Source organism: Devosia naphthalenivorans (assembly GCF_003056355.1).
GTDB lineage: Bacteria > Pseudomonadota > Alphaproteobacteria > Rhizobiales > Devosiaceae > Devosia > Devosia naphthalenivorans.
On sequence record NZ_PYVW01000001.1, the window covers coordinates 238,576 to 258,509 of the forward strand.

Annotated in this window: 16 protein-coding genes and 1 tRNA gene; 10 read left to right on the top strand and 7 right to left on the bottom strand. The window is 61.2% G+C overall.

The window, feature by feature from the left end; all coding sequences use genetic code 11:
* Positions 1-2: 2 nt before the first annotated feature.
* Positions 3-845, top strand: coding sequence for a division plane positioning ATPase MipZ (locus C8264_RS01295; RefSeq protein WP_108459135.1), 843 nt, complete (start codon positions 3-5; stop codon positions 843-845).
* A gap of 20 nt (positions 846-865) precedes the next feature.
* Here C8264_RS01295 and C8264_RS01300 read toward each other — a convergent pair whose 3' ends face one another.
* The 4 genes from C8264_RS01300 to C8264_RS01315 form a co-directional block, all read right to left on the bottom strand.
* Entirely contained in the window at positions 866-1,135 is a 270-nt protein-coding gene (locus C8264_RS01300; protein WP_108459136.1) for a hypothetical protein, read from the bottom strand.
* A gap of 115 nt (positions 1,136-1,250) precedes the next feature.
* Positions 1,251-2,828, bottom strand: a complete 1,578-nt coding sequence (locus C8264_RS01305) for an SPOR domain-containing protein (RefSeq protein ID WP_108459137.1) — start codon at positions 2,826-2,828, stop codon at positions 1,251-1,253.
* Positions 2,829-3,717: 889 nt separating this feature from the next.
* Complete coding sequence (glnA, locus tag C8264_RS01310; RefSeq protein ID WP_108459138.1) at positions 3,718-5,127, bottom strand: type I glutamate--ammonia ligase; 1,410 nt, start codon at positions 5,125-5,127, stop codon at positions 3,718-3,720.
* Between the two features lie 72 nt (positions 5,128-5,199).
* The gene (locus C8264_RS01315; RefSeq protein WP_108459139.1) at positions 5,200-5,538 is read right to left on the bottom strand and encodes a P-II family nitrogen regulator; all 339 of its coding nucleotides are present in this window, start codon (positions 5,536-5,538) and stop codon (positions 5,200-5,202) included.
* A gap of 316 nt (positions 5,539-5,854) precedes the next feature.
* Here C8264_RS01315 and C8264_RS01320 point away from each other — a divergent pair.
* The 3 genes from C8264_RS01320 to C8264_RS01330 all read left to right on the top strand — a co-directional run bounded on the left by C8264_RS01320 (position 5,855) and on the right by C8264_RS01330 (position 8,920).
* Positions 5,855-5,939, top strand: a tRNA-Leu gene (locus tag C8264_RS01320).
* A 47-nt stretch (positions 5,940-5,986) separates the two neighbouring features.
* Positions 5,987-7,366: a trigger factor gene (gene tig / locus C8264_RS01325; RefSeq protein ID WP_108459140.1), complete on the top strand. Its 1,380-nt coding sequence runs from the start codon at positions 5,987-5,989 to the stop codon at positions 7,364-7,366.
* 84 nt (positions 7,367-7,450) lie between these two features.
* Positions 7,451-8,920, top strand: coding sequence for an NAD(P)H-hydrate epimerase (locus C8264_RS01330; RefSeq protein WP_108459141.1), 1,470 nt, complete (start codon positions 7,451-7,453; stop codon positions 8,918-8,920).
* A 197-nt stretch (positions 8,921-9,117) separates the two neighbouring features.
* Here C8264_RS01330 and C8264_RS01335 read toward each other — a convergent pair whose 3' ends face one another.
* Positions 9,118-10,374, bottom strand: coding sequence for a cytochrome P450 (locus tag C8264_RS01335; protein ID WP_108459480.1), 1,257 nt, complete (start codon positions 10,372-10,374; stop codon positions 9,118-9,120).
* 133 nt (positions 10,375-10,507) lie between these two features.
* Here C8264_RS01335 and C8264_RS01340 point away from each other — a divergent pair, with 133 nt between their 5' ends.
* The 4 genes from C8264_RS01340 (at position 10,508) to clpX (ending at position 13,846) form a co-directional block, all read left to right on the top strand.
* A complete protein-coding gene (locus tag C8264_RS01340; RefSeq protein ID WP_108459142.1) occupies positions 10,508-10,903 on the top strand; it encodes a YciI family protein in 396 nt (131 codons plus the stop codon).
* Between the two features lie 122 nt (positions 10,904-11,025).
* A complete protein-coding gene (locus C8264_RS01345) occupies positions 11,026-11,256 on the top strand; it encodes a hypothetical protein (RefSeq protein ID WP_108459481.1) in 231 nt (76 codons plus the stop codon).
* A gap of 510 nt (positions 11,257-11,766) precedes the next feature.
* Positions 11,767-12,396 carry an ATP-dependent Clp protease proteolytic subunit gene (locus C8264_RS01350; protein ID WP_108459143.1) on the top strand — a complete coding sequence of 210 codons (630 nt, stop codon included), beginning with the start codon at positions 11,767-11,769 and terminating at the stop codon, positions 12,394-12,396.
* A 172-nt stretch (positions 12,397-12,568) separates the two neighbouring features.
* Entirely contained in the window at positions 12,569-13,846 is a 1,278-nt protein-coding gene (gene clpX, locus C8264_RS01355; RefSeq protein ID WP_108459144.1) for an ATP-dependent Clp protease ATP-binding subunit ClpX, read from the top strand.
* A 61-nt stretch (positions 13,847-13,907) separates the two neighbouring features.
* Here clpX and C8264_RS01360 read toward each other — a convergent pair whose 3' ends face one another.
* The gene (locus tag C8264_RS01360; protein WP_108459145.1) at positions 13,908-14,984 is read right to left on the bottom strand and encodes a citrate synthase/methylcitrate synthase; all 1,077 of its coding nucleotides are present in this window, start codon (positions 14,982-14,984) and stop codon (positions 13,908-13,910) included.
* Positions 14,985-15,071: 87 nt separating this feature from the next.
* Between C8264_RS01360 and C8264_RS01365 the strand changes: the two genes are divergently transcribed.
* Positions 15,072-16,193, top strand: coding sequence for a citrate synthase (locus C8264_RS01365; protein WP_108459482.1), 1,122 nt, complete (start codon positions 15,072-15,074; stop codon positions 16,191-16,193).
* On the opposite strand, the gene rocF is transcribed toward C8264_RS01365, so the two are convergent.
* Positions 16,190-17,161, bottom strand: coding sequence for an arginase (gene rocF, locus C8264_RS01370; RefSeq protein WP_108459146.1), 972 nt, complete (start codon positions 17,159-17,161; stop codon positions 16,190-16,192). The two genes, C8264_RS01365 and rocF, sit on opposite strands and share 4 nt — an antisense overlap.
* Positions 17,162-17,441: 280 nt before the next feature.
* Here rocF and lon point away from each other — a divergent pair, with 280 nt between their 5' ends.
* Positions 17,442-19,874, top strand: a complete 2,433-nt coding sequence (lon, locus tag C8264_RS01375; protein WP_108459147.1) for an endopeptidase La — start codon at positions 17,442-17,444, stop codon at positions 19,872-19,874.
* Positions 19,875-19,934: the final 60 nt, after the last annotated feature.

Consider the following 19,934-nt stretch of genomic DNA (forward strand, 5'->3'; position numbering starts at 1 on the left):
GGATGTCGGGGCAGGGTGTTCATGTCATCGTGGTCGGCAATGAGAAGGGCGGGTCGGGCAAATCGACCACGGCCTTTCACCTTGCCATCTACCTGTTGCACCAGGGCTTGCGGGTCGCGACCATCGATGTGGATAGTCGTCAGCAGACCCTGACGCACTATGTGCGCAACCGGCAGGACTGGGCGCGCCGGCATGGCGTCAACCTGGTCGAAACCGAGCACTATCACCTGCCGCTGTCGAGTGGCGACTCGCAGCAGGAAAACAACCGGCTCGAGTTCAACCTGTTCCGCAACGCCATCGGGCAAGTGGACGGTCGGACCGACTTCCTCATCATCGATACGCCGGGCTTCGACACCAACCTCACGCGCATCGCCCATTCGCTGGCCGATACGCTGATCACGCCCGTCAATGACAGCCTGATCGACCTGGATGTGCTGGCACAGTTCGAGCCGGAAACGGGCGAGCTGCGGGAAACCAGCCACTACGCACGGCTGGTGCAGCGGGCGCGTTCCGAGCGCTTTGCCGCCAGCGGCAAGACGGTGGACTGGGTGCTGGTGCGCAATCGCATTTCGACGCTGAACTCACGCAACATGCGGCAGGTGCAAATCCTGGTGCAGGACATCGCGGACCAGTTGGGGAGTCGCGTGGCCGATGGCATCGCCGAGCGTGTGATTTTCCGCTCGCTGTTTACGTCGGGGTTGACGGTGTTTGACCAGGAGGCCGCCGACATGACCGGCGGAGCACCATCGACCTCACACATCAGCGCTTTGCAGGAATACCGAAGCCTGCTCGACGCATTGCACCTGCCGATCCGGAGCAAGATCGAAGCCCGCCGCGCAGCTTGATGCCGTTCTGCTGCCGAGAGTTAACGGCCGCCCAGGGTCAGCTGCAGCGCGCGCGTGCCGCCTGGCGCGAAGACGTCGATTTCGATCATCGCAGGCGGCTGCGACATGCGGCGCGTACGGGCAGACAGAGTCAGCACGACGCCAAGCAGATCGCCAACCGACCGCTTCTTGCCGAGCATGCGGTTTGTCATTGCCGCAAGCGCGCGATTGCGGGCTGCCATGTCCTGCGTGGCAAGGGATGAACGGCCAACGAAATTGGCCAACTCGTTGAGGGCGGTATTCTCGCTCATTGGGCTACTCCAAACACAGGCGCCAATTTGCTTCACACTATTCGCCAGGAACCCTGCGGGCTGGCGCACTCACATTCGTTTGGCTCCACCGCACGCTGGCGCGGTGGACACTAGGTCAGCCCTGCATGGCAAGACAGCTGAGGTCCTGCTGCTTGAGCTGGTTGCACATCGCCGTTGCGTCGTCGCGGTCACCGAAACCGATGAAGCGGGCGCGATAGAAAATCTGGCCGTTATTCTCGAAGCGTTCCACATAGGAGCGGAAGTCACTCAGATCGCCGGCCTTGCCTGCCGCGTCGGAGAGCAACGCGCGGGCGCTTTCCTCCGAAGGACCGGCGCCGATCTGGACGACCCAGCCACCGGGCTTGATGCCCGCATCGGCAGTCTGGATGGAGTTGGACACGGTCTGGTCGATTGGCTGGCCGAGCTGTGGGTCGATAGAGCCCGGAGGCGCGTAACCCAGCGGTGCGGATGGAGCGGTCTGGCCAAGGGCGGCCGGCGGCGCGCCCAGCTTGTAGGTTTCGCTGAGCCAGGCACCGATAACATCCTGGCTGGGTGGCTGCACGGTCGGCGCTGCCAGGACATTGGCCGCCTGGACGGCCTGCTGGCCCAGATTGGCTGGCGGGGCGGCAGGGACCGGTGCCGCGCTGGCGACGACCGCCTGCGGCATGGGCTGGATGGCCGGAGCCTGTGGCTGGGCACCGTTAGCGGCCACCAACTGCGCCAGGCGGAAGCCGGGCAGGGGCATCGGCATGACGTAGACCGGCGCGGACGATGGCGACTGCGCAATGGCAACCTGCGTGTTGCCCTGGCGGCCCGGGATTGGGATCTGCGCGACATAATTGCCGCGCCGGCTCTTGGGCAGATAGGTGGCGACGAGCTGGCGAACCTTTTCATCGCGCGAGGCGGCCGAATTGAAGCCGAAGGCGACGACGATGATGTGGCGATTGTCCTTGCGGGCGGCGGTCAGAAGGTTGGAGCCGGCAGCGTTGATATAGCCAGTCTTGATGCCATCGACGGCACCCATGTAACCGAGGACACGATTGTGGTTGCCGTAGGTCCGCTTGCCATACCGGAAGCTCTTGGTCTGGAAGATCTCGTAATAGTCCGGGAAATGCTGGTAGACGGCGATGCCGAGGATGGCCTGGTCGCGCACGGTCGTTACCTGACCGCCATCCGGCAGGCCTGATGCGTTACGGTAAGTGGTATTCCGCATGCCAAGGGCGCGTGCAGTTGCGGTCATGCGCTCGGCGAAGCGTTCTTCCGAGCCGGAAATGTGTTCGGCGATGACGCGGGCCATATCATTGGCGGAGAGCGTAACCAGCGATTTGATGGCGTCTTCCACGGTGATGGTGGCGCCGGCGCGCAGACCCAGCTTGGTGGGCACCGCGGCAGCGGCGTGCCTGGACACTGTCATCTTGGTGGAAAGCTTGAGGTTGCCCGCGCTCAGTTCCTGGAACAGGACGTAGAGCGTCATCACCTTGGCGACAGAGGCAGGATAGCGGCGGCTGTCCGCCGATTCTTCGTACATCACCTTGCCCGACTTGGCATCGACGACGATGCCGGCATATTTGCGAAGATTTTCAATCGCATGGGCCGGAGCAGCCGCCTGAGCGCTGATCGCAAGGGCTACAAGGACTGCGGCAAACGCGCGGACAAATACGACGCGCCATGGGGTTTTCGCCTGAGAAGCCACCCGGTACTCCAACTCTGAAATCGGACACTTCGGCGCCCGTACGCAACAACACTGCCGGACTGGTTCGAGGGAGCCCCACGCGCCCCGGTCAACCCGGTGATTGCGTGAGAATAGGTTAGCGCCGTTACCATTCCGTAAAATGCGAACGATTTTGGCGACGATGTGGAGAATGGATCACGCTTGGGTGAGTCGGTGAGGATTACCGCCGCACTACCGACCTACCGGGGGGTGGGCAGAGTTGGCTGATATGCCTGACTAGCCCTTCACCACGTCACTGTCGAACCATCACCGGTCATTATCGAACCATCGTCAGGTCATTGCTGATCCACCACAAGGTATTTCTCGATCCCCCACCAGGTCATTCCCGCGAAAGCGGGAACCTCCGTCATCTGGATGTGAGGAGAAAAACGGCGGTTCCCGCTTCCGCGGGAATGACCCGGTGGGGAGGCGATTATCCGGTGGGGGGTATTATCCGGTGGGTGGGTATTGCCTGGCGGGCGAGGTCCCGTGCCGTGCTTCAGTAGACCTCATCCTGAGCTTGTCGAAGGACGAGGTCGTGGCACCCCAGCCTCCACTCGACCCCGGGCTAAGCCCGAGGCAGGCTCTCATGGTTCAACAAGCTCACCATGAGGCCAACTGGAATGAGTTCTACGCTAACTGCACTGACCCTTGGCTGTACGACCGACGCACCCACACCCACCGCTCGTCACCCTCGGCCTTGAGCCGAGGGCTCTACACTTTGCCATGACGTCGCAAGTTCAGTGCCCTCGGCTCAAGGCCGAGGGTGACGCGTGGTGGGTGGGGCGTCCATTCGTGCAAATCCCGACCAAGCGCAAACAAAAAGGGCTCCCTTCCAGGAGCCCTTCCTTATTCAATGATGAGCCGACGCCTAGGCCGAATAATACATTTCGTATTCGACCGGATGCGGGGTCTGCTCGAACTTCACCACTTCGGTCATCTTCAGCTCAATGTAGCTGTCGATCTGGTCGTTGTCGAACACACCGCCAGCCAGCAGGAACTCACGGTCCTTGTCCAGGCTGTCGAGGGCTTCGCGCAGCGACCCGCAGACATGGGGGATCTGCATCAGTTCCTGGCGCGGCAGTTCGTACAGATCCTTATCCATCGGATCGCCGGGGTGGATCTTGTTCTTGATGCCGTCGAGGCCAGCCATCAGCATGGCCGAGAAGGCCAGGTATGGGTTCGCCAGCGGATCGGGGAAGCGGATCTCGATGCGCTTGGACTTCGGCGACTGGCCGAACGGGATACGGCAGGATGCCGAACGGTTGCGAGCCGAATAGGCCAGCAGCACTGGGGCTTCGAAGCCCGGCACCAGGCGCTTGTAGCTATTGGTGGTCGGGTTGGTGAAGGCGTTGATCGCCTTGGCGTGCTTGATGATGCCGCCGATGTAGTACAGCGCTTCCATCGACAGGCCGGCATACTGGTCGCCGGCGAATAGCGGCTTGCCGTCCTTCCAGATCGACTGGTGGCAGTGCATGCCCGAGCCGTTGTCGCCGAAGATCGGCTTTGGCATGAAGGTCACGGTCTTGCCATAGGCATTGGCGACCTGGTGGATGACATACTTGTAGATCTGCACGTCATCGGCAGCCTTGATCATCGGCGCAAACTTGATGCCGAGTTCGTGCTGGGCGGATGCCACTTCGTGGTGGTGCTTTTCAACGACCACGCCCATGTCGGCCATGGCGGCAAGCATTTCGCCACGGATGTCCTGCGCGCTGTCCAGCGGGGGAACCGGGAAATAGCCCTTCTTGAGACCGATATGGTGGCCGTTGTTGCCGGCTTCATAGGCGGTGTCGTTGTTGGACGGTAGTTCGGGATGATCGACTTCGAAGCCGACCTTGAACGGGGTATTGGAATAGCGCACGTCGTCGAACATGAAGAATTCCGGCTCGGCGCCGAACACGACCGTGTCGCCGATACCCGATGCCTTCAAATGCGCCTCTGCCTTCTTGGCAGTCGTGCGCGGATCGCGGCTATAGGGCTGATAGGTGAGGGGTTCGAGAATGTCGCAATTGACGACCATCGTCGACGCGCCAAAGAAGGGGTCCATGTAGACCGAATCCGGATCGGGCATCAGCACCATGTCGGACTCGTTGATGGCCTTCCAGCCACCGATCGAGGAGCCGTCGAACATGGTGCCTTCTTCGAACAGGTCTTCGTCGACGATGGAAACGTCGAGCGTGACGTGCTGCAGCTTGCCGCGCGGGTCGGTAAAGCGCAGGTCGAGATACTTGATGTTCTCGTCTTTGATGCGCTTGAGGAGGTCAGCTCCGGTGGTCATTAGGTCTTCCCCTGTATAAAATCGGAATGCTTGTGTTTGTAGACGGCGTGCTGCGCGCTCGGGTGGAGGTCCCTAGAGCGCGTCGTCGCCGAATTCTCCGGTACGGATGCGAATGGCCTGCTCGATCGAGTAGACAAAAATCTTGCCGTCGCCGATGCGGCCGGTCTGCGCCGCGTTGCGGATTGCCTCGATGGCCTTGTCGGTCAGCTCGTCCGGGCACACGACCTCGACTTTCACCTTGGGCAGAAAGTCGACGACATATTCGGCGCCGCGATAGAGTTCGGTGTGGCCCTTCTGGCGCCCGAAGCCCTTGGCCTCGGTGACAGTGATGCCTTGCAAGCCAACTTCCTGAAGTGCTTCCTTGACCTCGTCGAGCTTGAACGGCTTTACGATAGCCTCGATCTTTTTCATGTGAGCCTCCAAAATTGTACTGCCGGCGTATGTCGCCCAAACGTATGCACGCGCTGTGCCAGACGCGGCCAGCGCTGAAACCTTTGCAAAAGCAATGTATTAGCTAATCAATACGACGGAGCCGGTGCCGCACGATACAAGCTATTGCTCAAAAAATATGCAAATCGCCGCTTTTCTGAGCGGTCCCGGTGATCTGTCGCATGCCTGCTGCCGCAAATGATTGCACCTGCAGCGCGCCAAAGAGGCAGAAATCAAGCTTTGACTGCCTTGGGCACTTCATATAGATGCAACCGCAACCCGGCCAACGGGTCCTTTTGCGGGTGTGGCGGAACTGGTAGACGCACTGGATTTAGGTTCCAGCGCCGCAAGGCGTGGAGGTTCGATTCCTCTCACCCGCACCAAAAATGGGACTTGGCCCCTGTGAACAATGAATACGGGACACAACCGAATGCAGGTTACCGAAACCCTCAATGAAGGCCTCAAGCGCAAGCTGAGCGTCACCATCCCGGCTGCCGACCTCAATACGCGCCTCGGCGCCAAGCTCGAAGAGCTCAAGGGCCAGGCCAACATAAAGGGCTTCCGTCCCGGCAAGGTGCCGCTGGCGCACATCAAGAAGATGTTCGGCCGCTCGGCAATGAGCGAAGTGATGACCGATGCGATCAATTCGACGGTCACCGAAACGCTGGAAAAGCGCGACGAGCGCGCCGCTGCCCAGCCCAAGGTCGATCTGCCCGAAGATCAGTCCGTGATCAACGAAGTGCTTGATGGCAAGGCCGACCTGGCATTCGAAGTTGAATATGAAGTCCTGCCGCCCGTCACGCTGATGGACCTCAAGGGCATCCCGCTGGTGAAGCCGGTTGTGGAAGTTTCGGATGAAGAGCTCGACGCCGAAGTCAACCGCGTGTTCGCCCAGAACCGTGGCTACACCGACAAGGGCGACGAGGGCGTCGTCGAGAATGGCGACCGTCTCGGCCTGTCGTTCGTCGGCAAGATCGACGGCGAGCCCTTCGATGGCGGCACGTCTGACCATGCTCACCTCACTGTTGGCTCGGGCGAGTTCATCCCCGGCTTCGAAGAGCAACTGATCGGCGTCAAGAAGGGCGGCAGCAAGGAAGTCAAGGTGACGTTCCCGGCTGACTACCAGAGCGAAGAACTGGCCGGCAAGGATGCCGTGTTCGACGTGACGGTGCTGCATGTCGATGGCCCGAACACCGGCGATCTCGACGATGCGTTCGCCCAGCGTCTTGGCGTCGAGAACGTCCAGGCCCTGCGCGATGCGGTCAAGACGCAGATGGAAGCAGCGCTCACCTCGATGAGCCGCCAGCACATGAAGCGCCAGATCCTCGACGCCCTCGATGAAGGCCACAAGTTCGACGTCCCGGCCCAGCTGGTCGACGCCGAGTTCGAAACCATCTGGCAGCGCGTTCAGCACGAAGTTGAATCGCACGGCCGTTCGTTCGAAGACGAAGGCACGACCGAGGAAGCCGCGCGCGAGCAGTACCGCAAGATCGCCGAGCGCCGCGTGCGCCTGGGTCTCGTGGTCGCCGAGATCGGCAACAAGAACGACGTGAACGTGACCGAGGAAGAGCACCAGCAGGCACTGATCGCCGAAGTGCGCCGCTTCCAGGGTCAAGAACAGCAGGTTTACGACTACTACCGCAAGAACCCGCAGGCCCTCGCCGGTCTTCGTGCTCCCGTGTTCGAGAACAAGGTTGTCGATTTCATCGCCGACCAGGGCAAGGTCGAGGAAAAAACCATGACCCGCGCCGAACTCGCCAAGCTGATCCAGGCTGACGAGGACGAAGTGCCCGAGGAGCACCATCACTAAGATCTTCGTGTGAAGTTCCGAAGCCGCCCAGCAATGGGCGGCTTTGTTGTTTATGGATTGTCCCGCGTTTTGCCGAGAGGCCCTATGACCACTGCCGACATCCTTCTCACGCCCGCCCAGATGAACCACGCCGATCGCCTTGCCGTGCAGGCCGGCGTGAAGTCGCTCAAGCTCATGGAAGTTGCGGGCCAGGCGATAGCCGACGCCATAGTGGAGCGCTACTACCAGCGCTCCGTGCTGGTGCTGTGCGGCCCCGGCAATAATGGCGGCGATGGGTTCGTCGTGGCGCGGCTGCTCAAGCACAAGGGCTGGCCGGTACAGCTGCGGCTGATCGGTGACCGTGCCGGGCTCAAGGGCGATGCCGCCGCCATGGCCGAGCAGTGGACCGGCCGGGTAGCCGCCCCCAGCAGCAAGGATATCGAGGACGCTGACCTGATCGTGGACGCGCTGCTTGGTGCCGGGCTGGATCGGGACCTGGAAGGCGCATTCGCCGAGATCATCGACGCGGTCAATGCCAGCACGCGACCCGTGGTGAGCGTGGACGTGCCGAGCGGAATCGACGGCGCCACCGGCCAGGTGCGTGGCACCGCCATGATCGCCGACATGACGGTTACGTTCTTCCGGCTCAAGCCCGGCCATCTGCTGCAGCCGGGGCGGGATCGCTGTGGTGAACTGGTCCTGGCCGATATCGGCATCCCTGAACGCGTGCTCGAAACCATTGGCGCCCAGGCTTGGCAGAATACGCCCAGCCTCTGGTCGGTGCCTCTTGCCAGCAATGAGGGCAACAAGTTCGATCGCGGCCATGTGGTCGTGGTCTCCGGGGGGCCGCTGCAGACCGGCGCGACGCGGCTCTCGGCCATGGGCGCTTTTCGCATCGGCGCGGGGGTGGTTTCGCTCACCGGGCCGGAGGCAGCGCTGATGGTTCACGCCAATCACGTCACCGCCGTCATGCTCAAGCCCACCACCGACGCAGCCGCGCTTGCCGAGCTATTGGGCGACAGCCGAATGAATGCGGTGGTGATCGGGCCCGCCATCGGTGTCGGCGAGGCAACACGCAACAGCGTGCACGCCGTGCTGGCTTCGGGCGCGGCCACGGTGCTGGATGCCGATGCGCTGACGAGCTTCGTGGATCGCAAGGACGAGCTGTTTGCGGCCATCGCTGCAAAGCCCGAGCGGGCTGTGGTGATGACGCCGCATGAAGGCGAGTTCAGCCGGCTCTTCGGTGATTTGCCCGGCGGCAAGCTGGAGCGCGCCCGCGCTGCGGCAAGTGCATCGGGCGCTGTGGTGATCCTCAAAGGCGGTGACACGGTCATTGCTTCGCCAGATGGCCGCGCTGCTATCAACAGCAACGCCCCGGCGTGGCTGGGCACCGCGGGCTCGGGCGATGTGCTCGCGGGCATGGCAGCAGGCCTGCTGGGGCAGGGCCTGGCCGGTTGGGAGGCCGCCTGCGCCGCGGTGTGGCTCCACGCCGAAGCCGCCAACCGGTTTGGCGGCCCTGGCCTGATCAGTGAAGACCTGCCGCTGCTGGTTCCGGGGGTGTTGGCGAGCCTTTAGGCGGGTTTACGCCGAACTCTTCTTGCATTGCCCAAGTCACCCGCGGCTTGCATTGCCCAAGTCACCCGCGGCGTCATTCCCGCGAAAGCGGGAACCTCACTTCACTTCGGCACAAAAGTGAGGTTCCCGCTTTCGCGGGAATGACACAGTGTGACCAAGGTAAACAGCCCCCATTTAGGCGGACCGAGCCATGTCACCTAGCCCCAGGCCACCATCAGCTTCTCCAGCCCGTGGAAATGATACACATCATTGTACCGCGGCTCCTCCGTCAACCGCAGCTCCGGCAGGCGGCGGAACAGTTCGCTGAATGCCACTTGCAGCTCGATACGCGCCAGCGGCGCGCCGATGCAGAAATGGATGCCGGCGCCGAAGCTGACATTGGCCCCATCGGTGCGGAACGGATCGAAAGAGTTGGCCTGTGCGAAACGGGACGGGTCGCGGTTGGCCGCGCCCAGCATCAGCCCGATGACATCGCCCTTGCGCAGGTTGATGCCGTCATATTCAAGATCCATCAACGCATAGCGGGTGAACATATGCAGCGGCGCATCAAACCGCAGGCACTCTTCAACCGTCGCTGCCGTCTGCTCGTCGGAGCCAAAAAGCGTAACCGGCTCGATACCGCTTTCAAGGATGGATTTCACCCCGTTGCCCGTGGTGTGGACGGTCGCTTCATGACCGGCATTCAGTAGCAGGATGGCGGTGGACATCACTTCGTCGTCGCTCAGCCGGTCGCCGTTCCGGTCCGATGTCAGCATGTGGCTCAGCAGGTCTTCGCGTGGCTGCTTGCGGCGTTCGGCTATGATTGCGCGCAGATAATCCATGAAGTCGGCCGAGGCCCGGTTGGCGTCCAGTTCGGTCTCGTGGCTGACCCCAAACATGTACATGGCCACCATGCGGTTGGACCAGGCGAGCAATTGTGGAGCGCTTTCCGCCGGCAGTCCGATCATTTCGGCAATGATGATCGCGGGAATGGGGGCAGCGAAGGCCTTGATCAGGTCGACGCTATCCTTGTGCTCGAAGCCGTCGATCATCTCATTGGTGAGCCTGACGATACGCGGGCGAAGCTGCTCGACATGGCGGGACACGAAGGCGCGGTTGACCAGTGTTCGAAGCCGGGTGTGCGCTGGCGGCTCGAGATTGAGCAGCGAATGTTGCTCGGTCAGGTCGAACGCGGCCGTATGTGGCTTCGGCTCCGGCATGCCCAGCTCTTCCCGGCTCGCCACATGCAGGATTTCGCGGCCGAAGCGTTTATCGCGGAGCAGCGCGCTGACATCCCTGAAGCCGGCAAAGCACCAATGGCCGTATTCGTCCCAGAAGAAGGTGGGATCGCTCGCATGCAGGCGGTCATAAAAGGCGTAGGGATTTTGATAGAAGGCCGGGTCACGCGGATTGGCACTGCTGCGGCGATGGTGCGGAACGTTCTCGACGGGCTTGAGCTGGACAATGGCGGCCATGGATGCGGGATAACCGGGGTAGGGGAACAATGTCCGGATATAACGAACTGACAATCGTGCGGTAACAAGCAGAAAAATAGTCGAGTTGACGATCAACCGCTCGTAGGGGTGATGTTCAACACGGAGAACGATCATGAAATTTCTCTGCCTCGTATATTTCGAACCCGACGCCTTTGCCGGTGTGACCCCCGACGAGATGAAGCGCATCGACAATGCCACCATCGAGCATGACCACAAGCTGCGCAGCGGCGGTCATCTGCTCATCGCCTCTCCGCTGGCCGAGACCGAGGAAGTCAATATCGACCGGCGCCAGCGCATGACGATGTCGGTTCTGGACGGTCCATACGCCGAAAGCAAAGAGGTCATCGGCGGCTTCCTGCTGATCGAGGCCAGGGATATGGCCGAGGCCGTTTCCCTGTTCGATGACGATCCCATTGCCGCCCATTCGCGGCTGGTGATCCGGCCGCTGATGGAGGCACATCGTCACAGCGAAACCGGCCAGGCCCGGCCCGATTTCAGCCCGGCCTAGGCGCAGGCAGCTCGCGAGTGGGCGGCCCTTCGGTTCGCCCACTCCACAATTGCGCCGAAAAGGCTTGGCAAGCGGGCGCTAATCATGTCTTGAAAGCAACAAAAGCGATCAAGGACTTTGCCGTGAGCGACCTGACACTGAGCCAAGCCATCGAGAACATCTACAGCTCGATCAAGAACGACAACGAGGAACTGGACGCCCATATTGCGGCGCTCAAGGCCGCCATGGCCCGCGAAGGCGCCAAGGAAGCCGTGTTCGAGCCCAGCAAGCTGGCGCAGAGCAACCGGCAGGGCCGCAAGATCATGCAGTCCTATTTCAAGAAAAAGGGTGTGACGGTCAGCTTCTCGGCGTAGGGGCCTGCCTCGTCGTTGAGGTGCGGCACAAGGCTGAGGAGAGTGTTCACTTCGGCCGCATGGCTCGGGTTTATCCCACTCACCGCGCTGTTTATCCCACCCACCGTGTTGCCCTCGGGCTCGACCCGAGGGCCACGTTCCGCAACCACGGCACTCCGGCAAGCGGCTCCCAGGATGGTTCTCGGGTCCAGCCCCAGGGCAACACGGCGGTTTTGACTACACCGCGCCACCGGTAAGCGTTCAACGTGAACACTCTCAGTGGTGAGGGGGGATCGAAGCGAGCATCGTGTGGCACGGAGCGTTAAGCGTACCACGCCTATTGAAGCGCATGGCAATGCCGCCTATCTGTGCCTTTACCGCGCATTAAGGCGCATCGTCTGCAATCGGCCAGTCGCGCTGATTCGAAATTTCGGCATGATCGTGCATCCTGGATGTCCGGGTGCGGGATTCGTGTTCCAACCGTCTAACGCTCGCCCGGTCCGCGACCCGGCACAGCAAAAGGGGCATCAAATGCGGGATCCGCACGATATCTACATGAACACGCTCGTTCCCATGGTGGTCGAGCAGTCCAATCGGGGCGAACGCGCCTTCGATATCTATTCGCGCCTGCTGCGCGAGCGCATCATCTTCGTGACCGGTGTGGTCGAGGACAACATGGCTTCGCTGATCGTGGCGCAGTTGCTGTTCCTCGAATCGGAAAACCCGAAGAAGGAAATCGCCATGTACATCAACTCGCCCGGTGGCGTGGTGACGGCTGGCCTTTCAATCTATGATACCATGCAGTTCATCCGTCCTGCCATCGCCACCATGGTGATGGGACAGGCCGCTTCCATGGGTTCGCTGCTGCTTGCAGCCGGTGAAGCCGGCATGCGCACCTCGCTGCCGAACTCGCGCGTCATGGTTCACCAGCCCTCCGGCGGCTTCCAGGGTCAGGTCACCGACATCCTGATTCATGCCAAGGAAGTCGAGGGGTTGAAGCGCCGGCTTAATCAGATTTATGAGAAGCATACCGGCCGCACTTATGAGGAAATCGAGAACGCGCTGGAGCGTGACCGCTTCCTTTCGCCCGAAGAGGCAAAGACCTTCGGGCTGATCGACACCGTGCTCGAAAAGCGTGCCATTCCGGACGTTCAGGCCTGATTTGGCCTGTTAAGCACTTTGTCGATGCGCCGTGTACTGTGATCCGCGCGCAATTGCACATAGCCGGATCGGTCTTTAGGATCGATCCGGCTTAGACTTTGTTTATGCCTTCAGCGTTACCGTTTTCGATGACGTTGAATTTTGGAGGCGCTCTGCCTCCGGGAGTGACAGGATGTCCAAAGAGACAACGAACGGCGAAACCTCCAAGAACACGCTTTATTGCTCGTTCTGCGGGAAATCCCAGCATGAGGTTCGCAAGCTGATCGCCGGCCCGACTGTGTTCATCTGCGATGAATGCGTCGAGCTGTGCATGGACATCATCCGCGAAGAGAACAAGACCTCGATGGTCAAGTCCTCCGATGGCGTGCCGACCCCAGCAGAAATCTGCAAGGTGCTCGACGACTACGTCATCGGCCAGTACCGCGCCAAGCGCGTACTCTCCGTGGCCGTCCACAACCACTACAAGCGCCTGCACCACTCGTCCAAGAACCAGGATATCGAACTTTCCAAGTCGAACATCCTGCTGATCGGACCGACGGGTTCGGGCAAGACGCTGCTGGCCCAGACTTTGGCTCGCATTCTCGATGTGCCTTTCACCATGGCCGATGCCACCACGCTGACCGAAGCCGGCTATGTCGGCGAGGATGTGGAAAACATTATCCTGAAATTGTTGCAGTCTGCTGACTACAACGTGGAAAAGGCGCAGCGCGGCATTGTCTATATCGACGAAGTCGACAAGATTTCCCGCAAGTCGGACAATCCTTCGATAACCCGTGACGTTTCGGGCGAAGGTGTGCAGCAGGCCCTGCTCAAGATCATGGAAGGCACCGTGGCTTCGGTTCCGCCCCAGGGCGGCCGCAAGCATCCGCAGCAGGAATTCCTGCAGGTGGACACGACCAACATCCTGTTCATCTGCGGTGGTGCCTTTGCCGGTCTCGAAAAGATCATCTCGGCACGCGGTGAAGGCTCCGGCATTGGCTTCTCGGCCACCGTCAAGGATCCCAACGACCGTCGCGTCGGCCAGGTTCTCGCCGACGTTGCTCCGGAGGATCTGGTGCGTTTCGGTCTGATCCCGGAATTCATCGGTCGTCTGCCGGTTCTGGCGACGCTCGAAGATCTGGACATCGCCGCCCTGATCGAAATCCTGACCGCGCCCAAGAACGCTTTGGTTCGCCAGTACCAGCGCCTGTTCCAGATGGAAGAGGTCGAGCTGACCTTCCACGAGGATGCCCTCAAGGCAATCGCCGAGAAGGCTATCGAGCGCAAGACCGGTGCACGCGGCCTCCGTTCCATCATGGAAGCCATCCTGCTCGACACCATGTACGACCTGCCTTCGCTCGAAGGCGTGGAAGAAGTGGTGATCTCGGAGGAAGTGGTGAAGGGCAAAGACGTTCGTCCGCTCTACATCTATTCCGACCGCAAGAAGGAAGACATGCCCGCAGGGGCATGAGGCTTCCAATATAACTCATGAAAACGCCGGGTGATGAGCCCGGCGTTTTTGTTTGTCGTGGCTAGGCCGCTTCCCGCGGCACCGGACCCACATAGACCGATTTGGGCCGGATCAGCCGTCCCGTCAGCGCCTGCTCGCGAGCATGGGCCATCCAGCCGCCCATGCGGCCCATGGCGAAGACACAGGTGAACGCCGCGCGGGGAAACCCCAGCGCTTCGAGCAGCAGTGCCGTATAGAACTCCACATTCGTTTCGAGCGGCCGATCGGGCTTCTTGTGTTTCAGCAGATCGAGCGCCGCAGCCTCCACTGCTTCCGCCAGAGCCAACCGCGCCGGATCGATGGCGCCGGACTGCGCCAGCATCCGAACCGCTGTCTTGAGTGCGTCCGCCCGCGGATCGCGAACGCGGTAGATGCGGTGGCCGAACCCCATCAACCGCTCGCCACGCTCCAGCGCCGAGGTTAGCCACCCCAGCGCATTTTCCGGCTGCCCGATTGCATCCAGCATATCAAGCACCGGACCGGGCGCGCCGCCATGCAGTGGACCCTTGAGCGCGCTCAGTGCAGCCAAAGCCGATGAGGTCAGACCCGCTCCGGTCGAGGCGACGACCCGCGCTGCGAAGGTCGAGGCATTGAGCCCGTGGTCGGCGACGGTGACGAGATAGCGATCGAGTGCAGCACTTTGCTCGCTTCTTGGAGCCTTCCCGGAGCACATTCGAAGAATATCGGAAGCATGGTCCGAGCTTGCTTCCGGCAAAATGGGATCTTTTCCGCTGCTAAAGCGAAGCAGGGCAGGGGTAAAAACGGCGGGTGCTGCCAGCAAGCGCAGCGCCGTTCCGAGATCATCCCCATCCGGCAACCGCGCCACCAAAGCCCGCATCGCATCAATCGGCGGCAGGCGAAAAAGCGCCGGATCCCGCGTCAGATACTCAAAGACCTCCACCCGGGCCGCACCGAGCGATGCCGCAAGATTCCCATACCCCGGAAAGAAGCCGCCGAACAGCAGCGCCAACACGTCCTCGTAGCGGCTTCCCCCCAGATCATCGAGCGAAACGCCCCGAACGACGAGGCGCCCGTTCGCTCCGTCGACGTCCGACAGCACGGTTTCGGCTGCTATAACATCTTCCAAGCCATTGACCATTTGTAAACTCCATTCTGCTTTGTTGTACAACAGGATAGAAGCCTATATATTGACGTCAATCTTGACCGATTGGATCAATGTATTATGGTGGATTGGCTGTCATCCGCGGATGCCCTGGCGCTTCTGGGGACGCGCCCGCAGACGCTCTATGCCAATGTCAGCCGCGGCCGGATCAAGGCCAAAGCGGACCCATCGGACCCGCGCAAAAGCCTCTACCGAGGGGACGATGTGCGGCGCCTGGCCCAGCGAGGCCCAGGCCGCCGGAAGCAGGAAATGGTGGCCAGCGAAGCGATCCGCTGGGGCGAGCCGGTGATGCAGACATCGATCTCGACCATCGCCGATGGCACCCTGCTGTATCGCGGCGAAAACGCAGCCGGGCTGGCCGTTTGGGCGACCCTGGAGGACGTTGCCGCACTGCTCTGGCAGGCCGAGACGGTCAAGCTGCCCAAAGCCAAACTCACCGTTGAAGGCGGGATCGGAGACGCCTTTGCCATGCTGGCGCGGCGTACTGCCGAGGACGCACCGAGCATAGGCAGGGCTCCTCATGTGCTCAGGCGCGAGGCGGCTGCGGTGTTGGGAGACGTTGCGGCAGCGCTGACCGGCACTGCATCGGTAGCTGACCCGTTACATGTGCGGCTCGCAACGCATTGGAAACGCCCACAGGCAGCCGATGTGCTGCGGCGGGCGCTGGTCTTGCTTGCGGATCATGAGCTGAACGCATCCACCTTCGCGGCGCGCGTCACGGCGTCAACCGGCGCTTCACTCGCCGCCGCAGCACTATCTGGTCTGGCAACGCTGACCGGCCCACTCCATGGAAGTGCTGCAGCTGCAGTGTTGGCGTTGAGCGATGATGCCCTGCGTGATGGCGCCGAGGCAGCGATCATGGCGAGGCTCGGCCAGGGTTTTTCGGTCCCATCCTTTGGTCATCCGCTCTATCTGGATGGAGATGTCCGGGCACAGCACCTGCTCGGGCACATCGTCCTGCCGCCAATATTCAGGGAATTGGCAGCTGTGGGAGAAGAGGTGACTGGGGAGTGGCCGAACATCGATTTCGCGCTGGCGGCAATGACCGCAGCCTATGATCTGCCGCGTGAGGCCCCTTTGGTGGTCTTTGCGCTGTCTCGCAGCGTTGGCTGGCTGGCCCACGCGCTGGAGCAGGTGAGTTCGGGGACATTGATCCGGCCGCGCGCACGGTATGTCGGAGCCTAGTCCTCCTCTGTGGCGAACTCCATAGGGCCAGCCTCTTCGCTCATGATAGCGCGGCCAAAGAGGCTGGCAACAAGGTCGACCAGCAGCGTGGCACTCTTGCCGCCGTGATCGAGGAAGGGATTGAGTTCGACCAGGTCGAGCGAGCCCACGACACCGCTGTCATAGAGCATTTCCATGATCAAATGAGCTTCGCGATAGCTCAGGCCACCAGGCACCAGAGTGCCACCGCCGGGTGCAATCGAGGGGTCCATGGCGTCTACGTCGAGACTGACATGGAGGTGACCGCCCGCTTGCTTCACGCGCTCGATGACGCCGCGCATGAGCGACACGACACCCATTTCGTCGATCTTGCGCATGTCGAGAACTTCGATACCGCGCGAGTGGAGCAAGCGGCGCTCGTCGCGGTCGATCGAGCGTGCTCCGATAATCGACACGTTGCGCGACTCGATGCGGCCCAGCCATGGACCACGGAAGCTATCATCGAACTCGGGTTCGCCGCAGAGCAGGGCCAGCGGCATGCCGTGCAGATTGCCGGTCGGTGAGGTGATCGGGGTGTTGTAATCGGCATGAGCGTCGATCCAGAGGACGAAGACTGGCTTCTGGGAGGTCGCGCAATGGCGGGCGACGGCAGAGATCGTGCCAATGGCGATGGAGTGATCCCCGCCAATGAACACAGGAAACTTGCCTTGCTGGAGGATAGCGAAGCCCTCGTCGCTGGTGCGGGCCGCCAGGCCGAGGACATCGGCGCGCCGCTCTTCCGGCATGCGCCAGCTGGCCGGGCTTGCGCCGAGCGGCGGGTGAGGGCGGCGCAAATCGCCGTGGTCGGCTACCTCATGACCCAAATCGAGCAGAGCTTCGGCAAGTCCGGCAACCCGCAGAGCCTCAGGACCCATGCCGGCGCCGCGCACCGAGGCCCCGGCGGCAGTAGCAATGCCTAAGAGGTCTATGCCTTTGCGCTTTACACTCATGCTGTGGGCTCCAATATGGGTGAGGGCGTCGTGACCATGTGCAAGCGGCGCACGCGAGAAACGCGGTAAGCCATGTTTGTAAGGCACATTGGTGTTTCTGCAAGCTTCGCATATCTCCTGTGCGAAGGGCGCCTAAGTGTCACAAATCCGCGAAGCTTGACTTGCGGGACCGGTGTGAAAACCTATTTATTAACCGGAATCAGCACAGCCTTGAAGCTGGAGCTGTCTACTACGGGCGCGCACCTATCCTTCCTCCCGCGCGCCCTGGAAAGGATACGAGATGACGGACGTCAATCCCACGGGCGGCGAAGCAAGCCGGGATCGCGTTTACCCGGTTCTCCCGCTGCGCGACATTGTAGTTTTCCCTGGCATGATCGTGCCGCTGTTCGTTGGCCGTGAGAAGTCGGTCAAGGCGCTTGAAGAAGTCATGCGCGACGACAAGCACATTCTGGTCGTGACCCAGAAAAATGCGCAGGACGATGACCCGGCGCCCGACCAGATTTACGATACGGGTACGATTGCGACCGTGCTTCAGCTGCTCAAGCTGCCGGACGGCACCGTAAAGGTGCTGGTCGAGGGGCTCAACCGCGCGACGATCGATCGCTATTTGCAGACCGTGGATTATTTCGAAGCGGAAGCTTCGATCCTGCCTGAGCCTGTGGAAGATGCGACCGAGATCGAGGCGCTGTCTCGCTCGGCCACGGCCGAGTTCGAGAGCTATGTGAAGCTCAACAAGAAGATTTCGGCAGAGGTTGTTGCCGCTGTCGGGCAGATCGAAAATCACTCCAAGCTCGCCGATACCATCGCCAGCCATTTGGTGATCAAGATCAATGAGAAGGAAGACCTGCTGTCGACTCTGTCGGTGGCGGAGCGCTTCCAGAAGATCCTTGGCCTGATGGAAGGCGAGATCGGCGTTCTGCAGGTGGAAAAGCGCATCCGCAGCCGTGTGAAGCGGCAGATGGAAAAGACGCAGCGCGAGTACTACCTCAACGAGCAGATGAAGGCGATCCAGAAGGAGTTGGGGGACGGCGAAGAAGGCACTAACGAGATCGCAGAGATCGAGGAGCGCATCGCCAAGACCAGGCTGTCCAAGGAAGCCAAGCTGAAGGCCGAGGCCGAGCTGAAGAAGCTCAAGTCGATGAGCCCGATGTCGGCCGAAGCCACGGTCGTGCGCAACTATCTCGACACGCTGCTCGGCCTTCCCTGGGGCAAGAAGAGCAAGGTGAAGCGTGACCTGGTCCTGGCCGAGAAGGTGCTGGACGAGGATCACTATGGCCTTGAAAAGGTCAAGGAGCGCATCCTGGAGTATCTGGCCGTGCAGGGTCGTACCGGCACCCTCAAGGGGCCGATCCTCTGCCTCGTTGGTCCTCCTGGTGTGGGCAAGACCTCCCTGGGCAAGTCCATTGCCAAGGCAACGGGCCGTGAGTTCGTGCGCATGGCTTTGGGCGGCGTTCGGGACGAAGCCGAAATCCGCGGTCACCGCCGCACCTATATCGGCTCCATGCCTGGCAAGGTGATCCAGTCGCTCAAGAAGGTTGGTAAGTCCAATCCGCTCTTCCTGCTCGACGAGATCGACAAGATGGGCCAGGACTTCCGTGGTGATCCGTCTTCGGCACTGCTCGAGGTGCTCGATCCGGAACAGAACCACACCTTCGCCGACCACTACCTTGAGGTCGACTACGACCTTTCGGACGTGATGTTCGTGACCACCTCGAACACGCTCAACATCCCGGGCCCGCTGATGGACCGCATGGAGATCATTCGCCTGTCGGGTTATACCGAACAGGAGAAGCACGCGATCGCCAAGCAGCACCTGATCCCCGAGACGCTCAAGGAAAACGGCCTTGCCCATGGCGAGTTCGAGCTTTCCGACGAGATGCTGACCGCCCTGATCCAGCGTTATACCCGCGAAGCGGGCGTGCGTAACCTCAAGCGCGAGATCAGCAAGCTGATGCGCAAGGCTGTGGCCGAGATCGTCAAGACCAAGGTCAAGACTATCGTCATCGATGAAGAGAAGCTGACCAAATATCTCGGCGCTGATATCTACAAGCACGGCGAGATCGAGGCTGAATCTCAAATTGGCCTTGTGACCGGTCTGGCCTGGACCTCTGTTGGCGGCGAGCTGCTGACCATTGAAGGCGTGATGACCCCGGGTAAGGGCCGCATGACGGTCACCGGCAACATCAAGGAAGTGATGAAGGAATCGCTGACCGCAGCGACTGCTTATGTCCGCTCCCGCTCGATCGATTTCGGCATCAAGCCACCGATGTTCGACACGCGCGATATCCACGTCCACCTTCCAGAAGGGGCAACCCCCAAGGATGGTCCGTCGGCCGGTATCGGGCTTGCCACGGCAATCGTTTCGGTGATGACCGGTATTCCGGTCCGCAATGATGTTGCCATGACAGGCGAGATCACGCTGCGGGGCAGGGTGCTGCCCATCGGCGGCCTCAAGGAGAAGCTGCTTGCAGCGCTCCGTGGCGGCATCAAGACGGTGCTGATCCCCGAGGAGAATGTCCGTGATCTCGCCGAGATCCCGGACATCGTCAAGGAAGGCATGGAGATCGTGCCGGTATCGCGGATGGACCAGGTGATCGAACGGGCGCTGGTTCGCAAGCCTGAACCGATCGAGTGGAACTTCGATGAAGCCACGCCAGCCGTATCGACCACGGTTGAAACAGCTGACGATGCAACTGCCGGCCTGCCGCACTAAGCGCTGGCTCTACAGACGAGAGAAACGGCGGCCTTGGCCGCCGTTTCTTATTTGGGTGAA

What these genes read in the sequence shown, in the direction of transcription:
- C8264_RS01295 (WP_108459135.1), top strand. Translation starts at nt 3, where the DNA reads ATGTCGGGGCAGGGTGTTCATGTCATCGTGGTCGGCAATGAGAAGGGC.
- C8264_RS01300 (WP_108459136.1), bottom strand. Translation starts at nt 1,135, where the DNA reads ATGAGCGAGAATACCGCCCTCAACGAGTTGGCCAATTTCGTTGGCCGT.
- glnA (WP_108459138.1), bottom strand. Translation starts at nt 5,127, where the DNA reads ATGACCACCGGAGCTGACCTCCTCAAGCGCATCAAAGACGAGAACATC.
- C8264_RS01315 (WP_108459139.1), bottom strand. Translation starts at nt 5,538, where the DNA reads ATGAAAAAGATCGAGGCTATCGTAAAGCCGTTCAAGCTCGACGAGGTC.
- tig (WP_108459140.1), top strand. Translation starts at nt 5,987, where the DNA reads ATGCAGGTTACCGAAACCCTCAATGAAGGCCTCAAGCGCAAGCTGAGC.
- C8264_RS01330 (WP_108459141.1), top strand. Translation starts at nt 7,451, where the DNA reads ATGACCACTGCCGACATCCTTCTCACGCCCGCCCAGATGAACCACGCC.
- C8264_RS01335 (WP_108459480.1), bottom strand. Translation starts at nt 10,374, where the DNA reads ATGGCCGCCATTGTCCAGCTCAAGCCCGTCGAGAACGTTCCGCACCAT.
- C8264_RS01340 (WP_108459142.1), top strand. Translation starts at nt 10,508, where the DNA reads ATGAAATTTCTCTGCCTCGTATATTTCGAACCCGACGCCTTTGCCGGT.
- C8264_RS01350 (WP_108459143.1), top strand. Translation starts at nt 11,767, where the DNA reads ATGCGGGATCCGCACGATATCTACATGAACACGCTCGTTCCCATGGTG.
- clpX (WP_108459144.1), top strand. Translation starts at nt 12,569, where the DNA reads ATGTCCAAAGAGACAACGAACGGCGAAACCTCCAAGAACACGCTTTAT.
- C8264_RS01360 (WP_108459145.1), bottom strand. Translation starts at nt 14,984, where the DNA reads ATGGTCAATGGCTTGGAAGATGTTATAGCAGCCGAAACCGTGCTGTCG.
- rocF (WP_108459146.1), bottom strand. Translation starts at nt 17,161, where the DNA reads ATGAGTGTAAAGCGCAAAGGCATAGACCTCTTAGGCATTGCTACTGCC.
- lon (WP_108459147.1), top strand. Translation starts at nt 17,442, where the DNA reads ATGACGGACGTCAATCCCACGGGCGGCGAAGCAAGCCGGGATCGCGTT.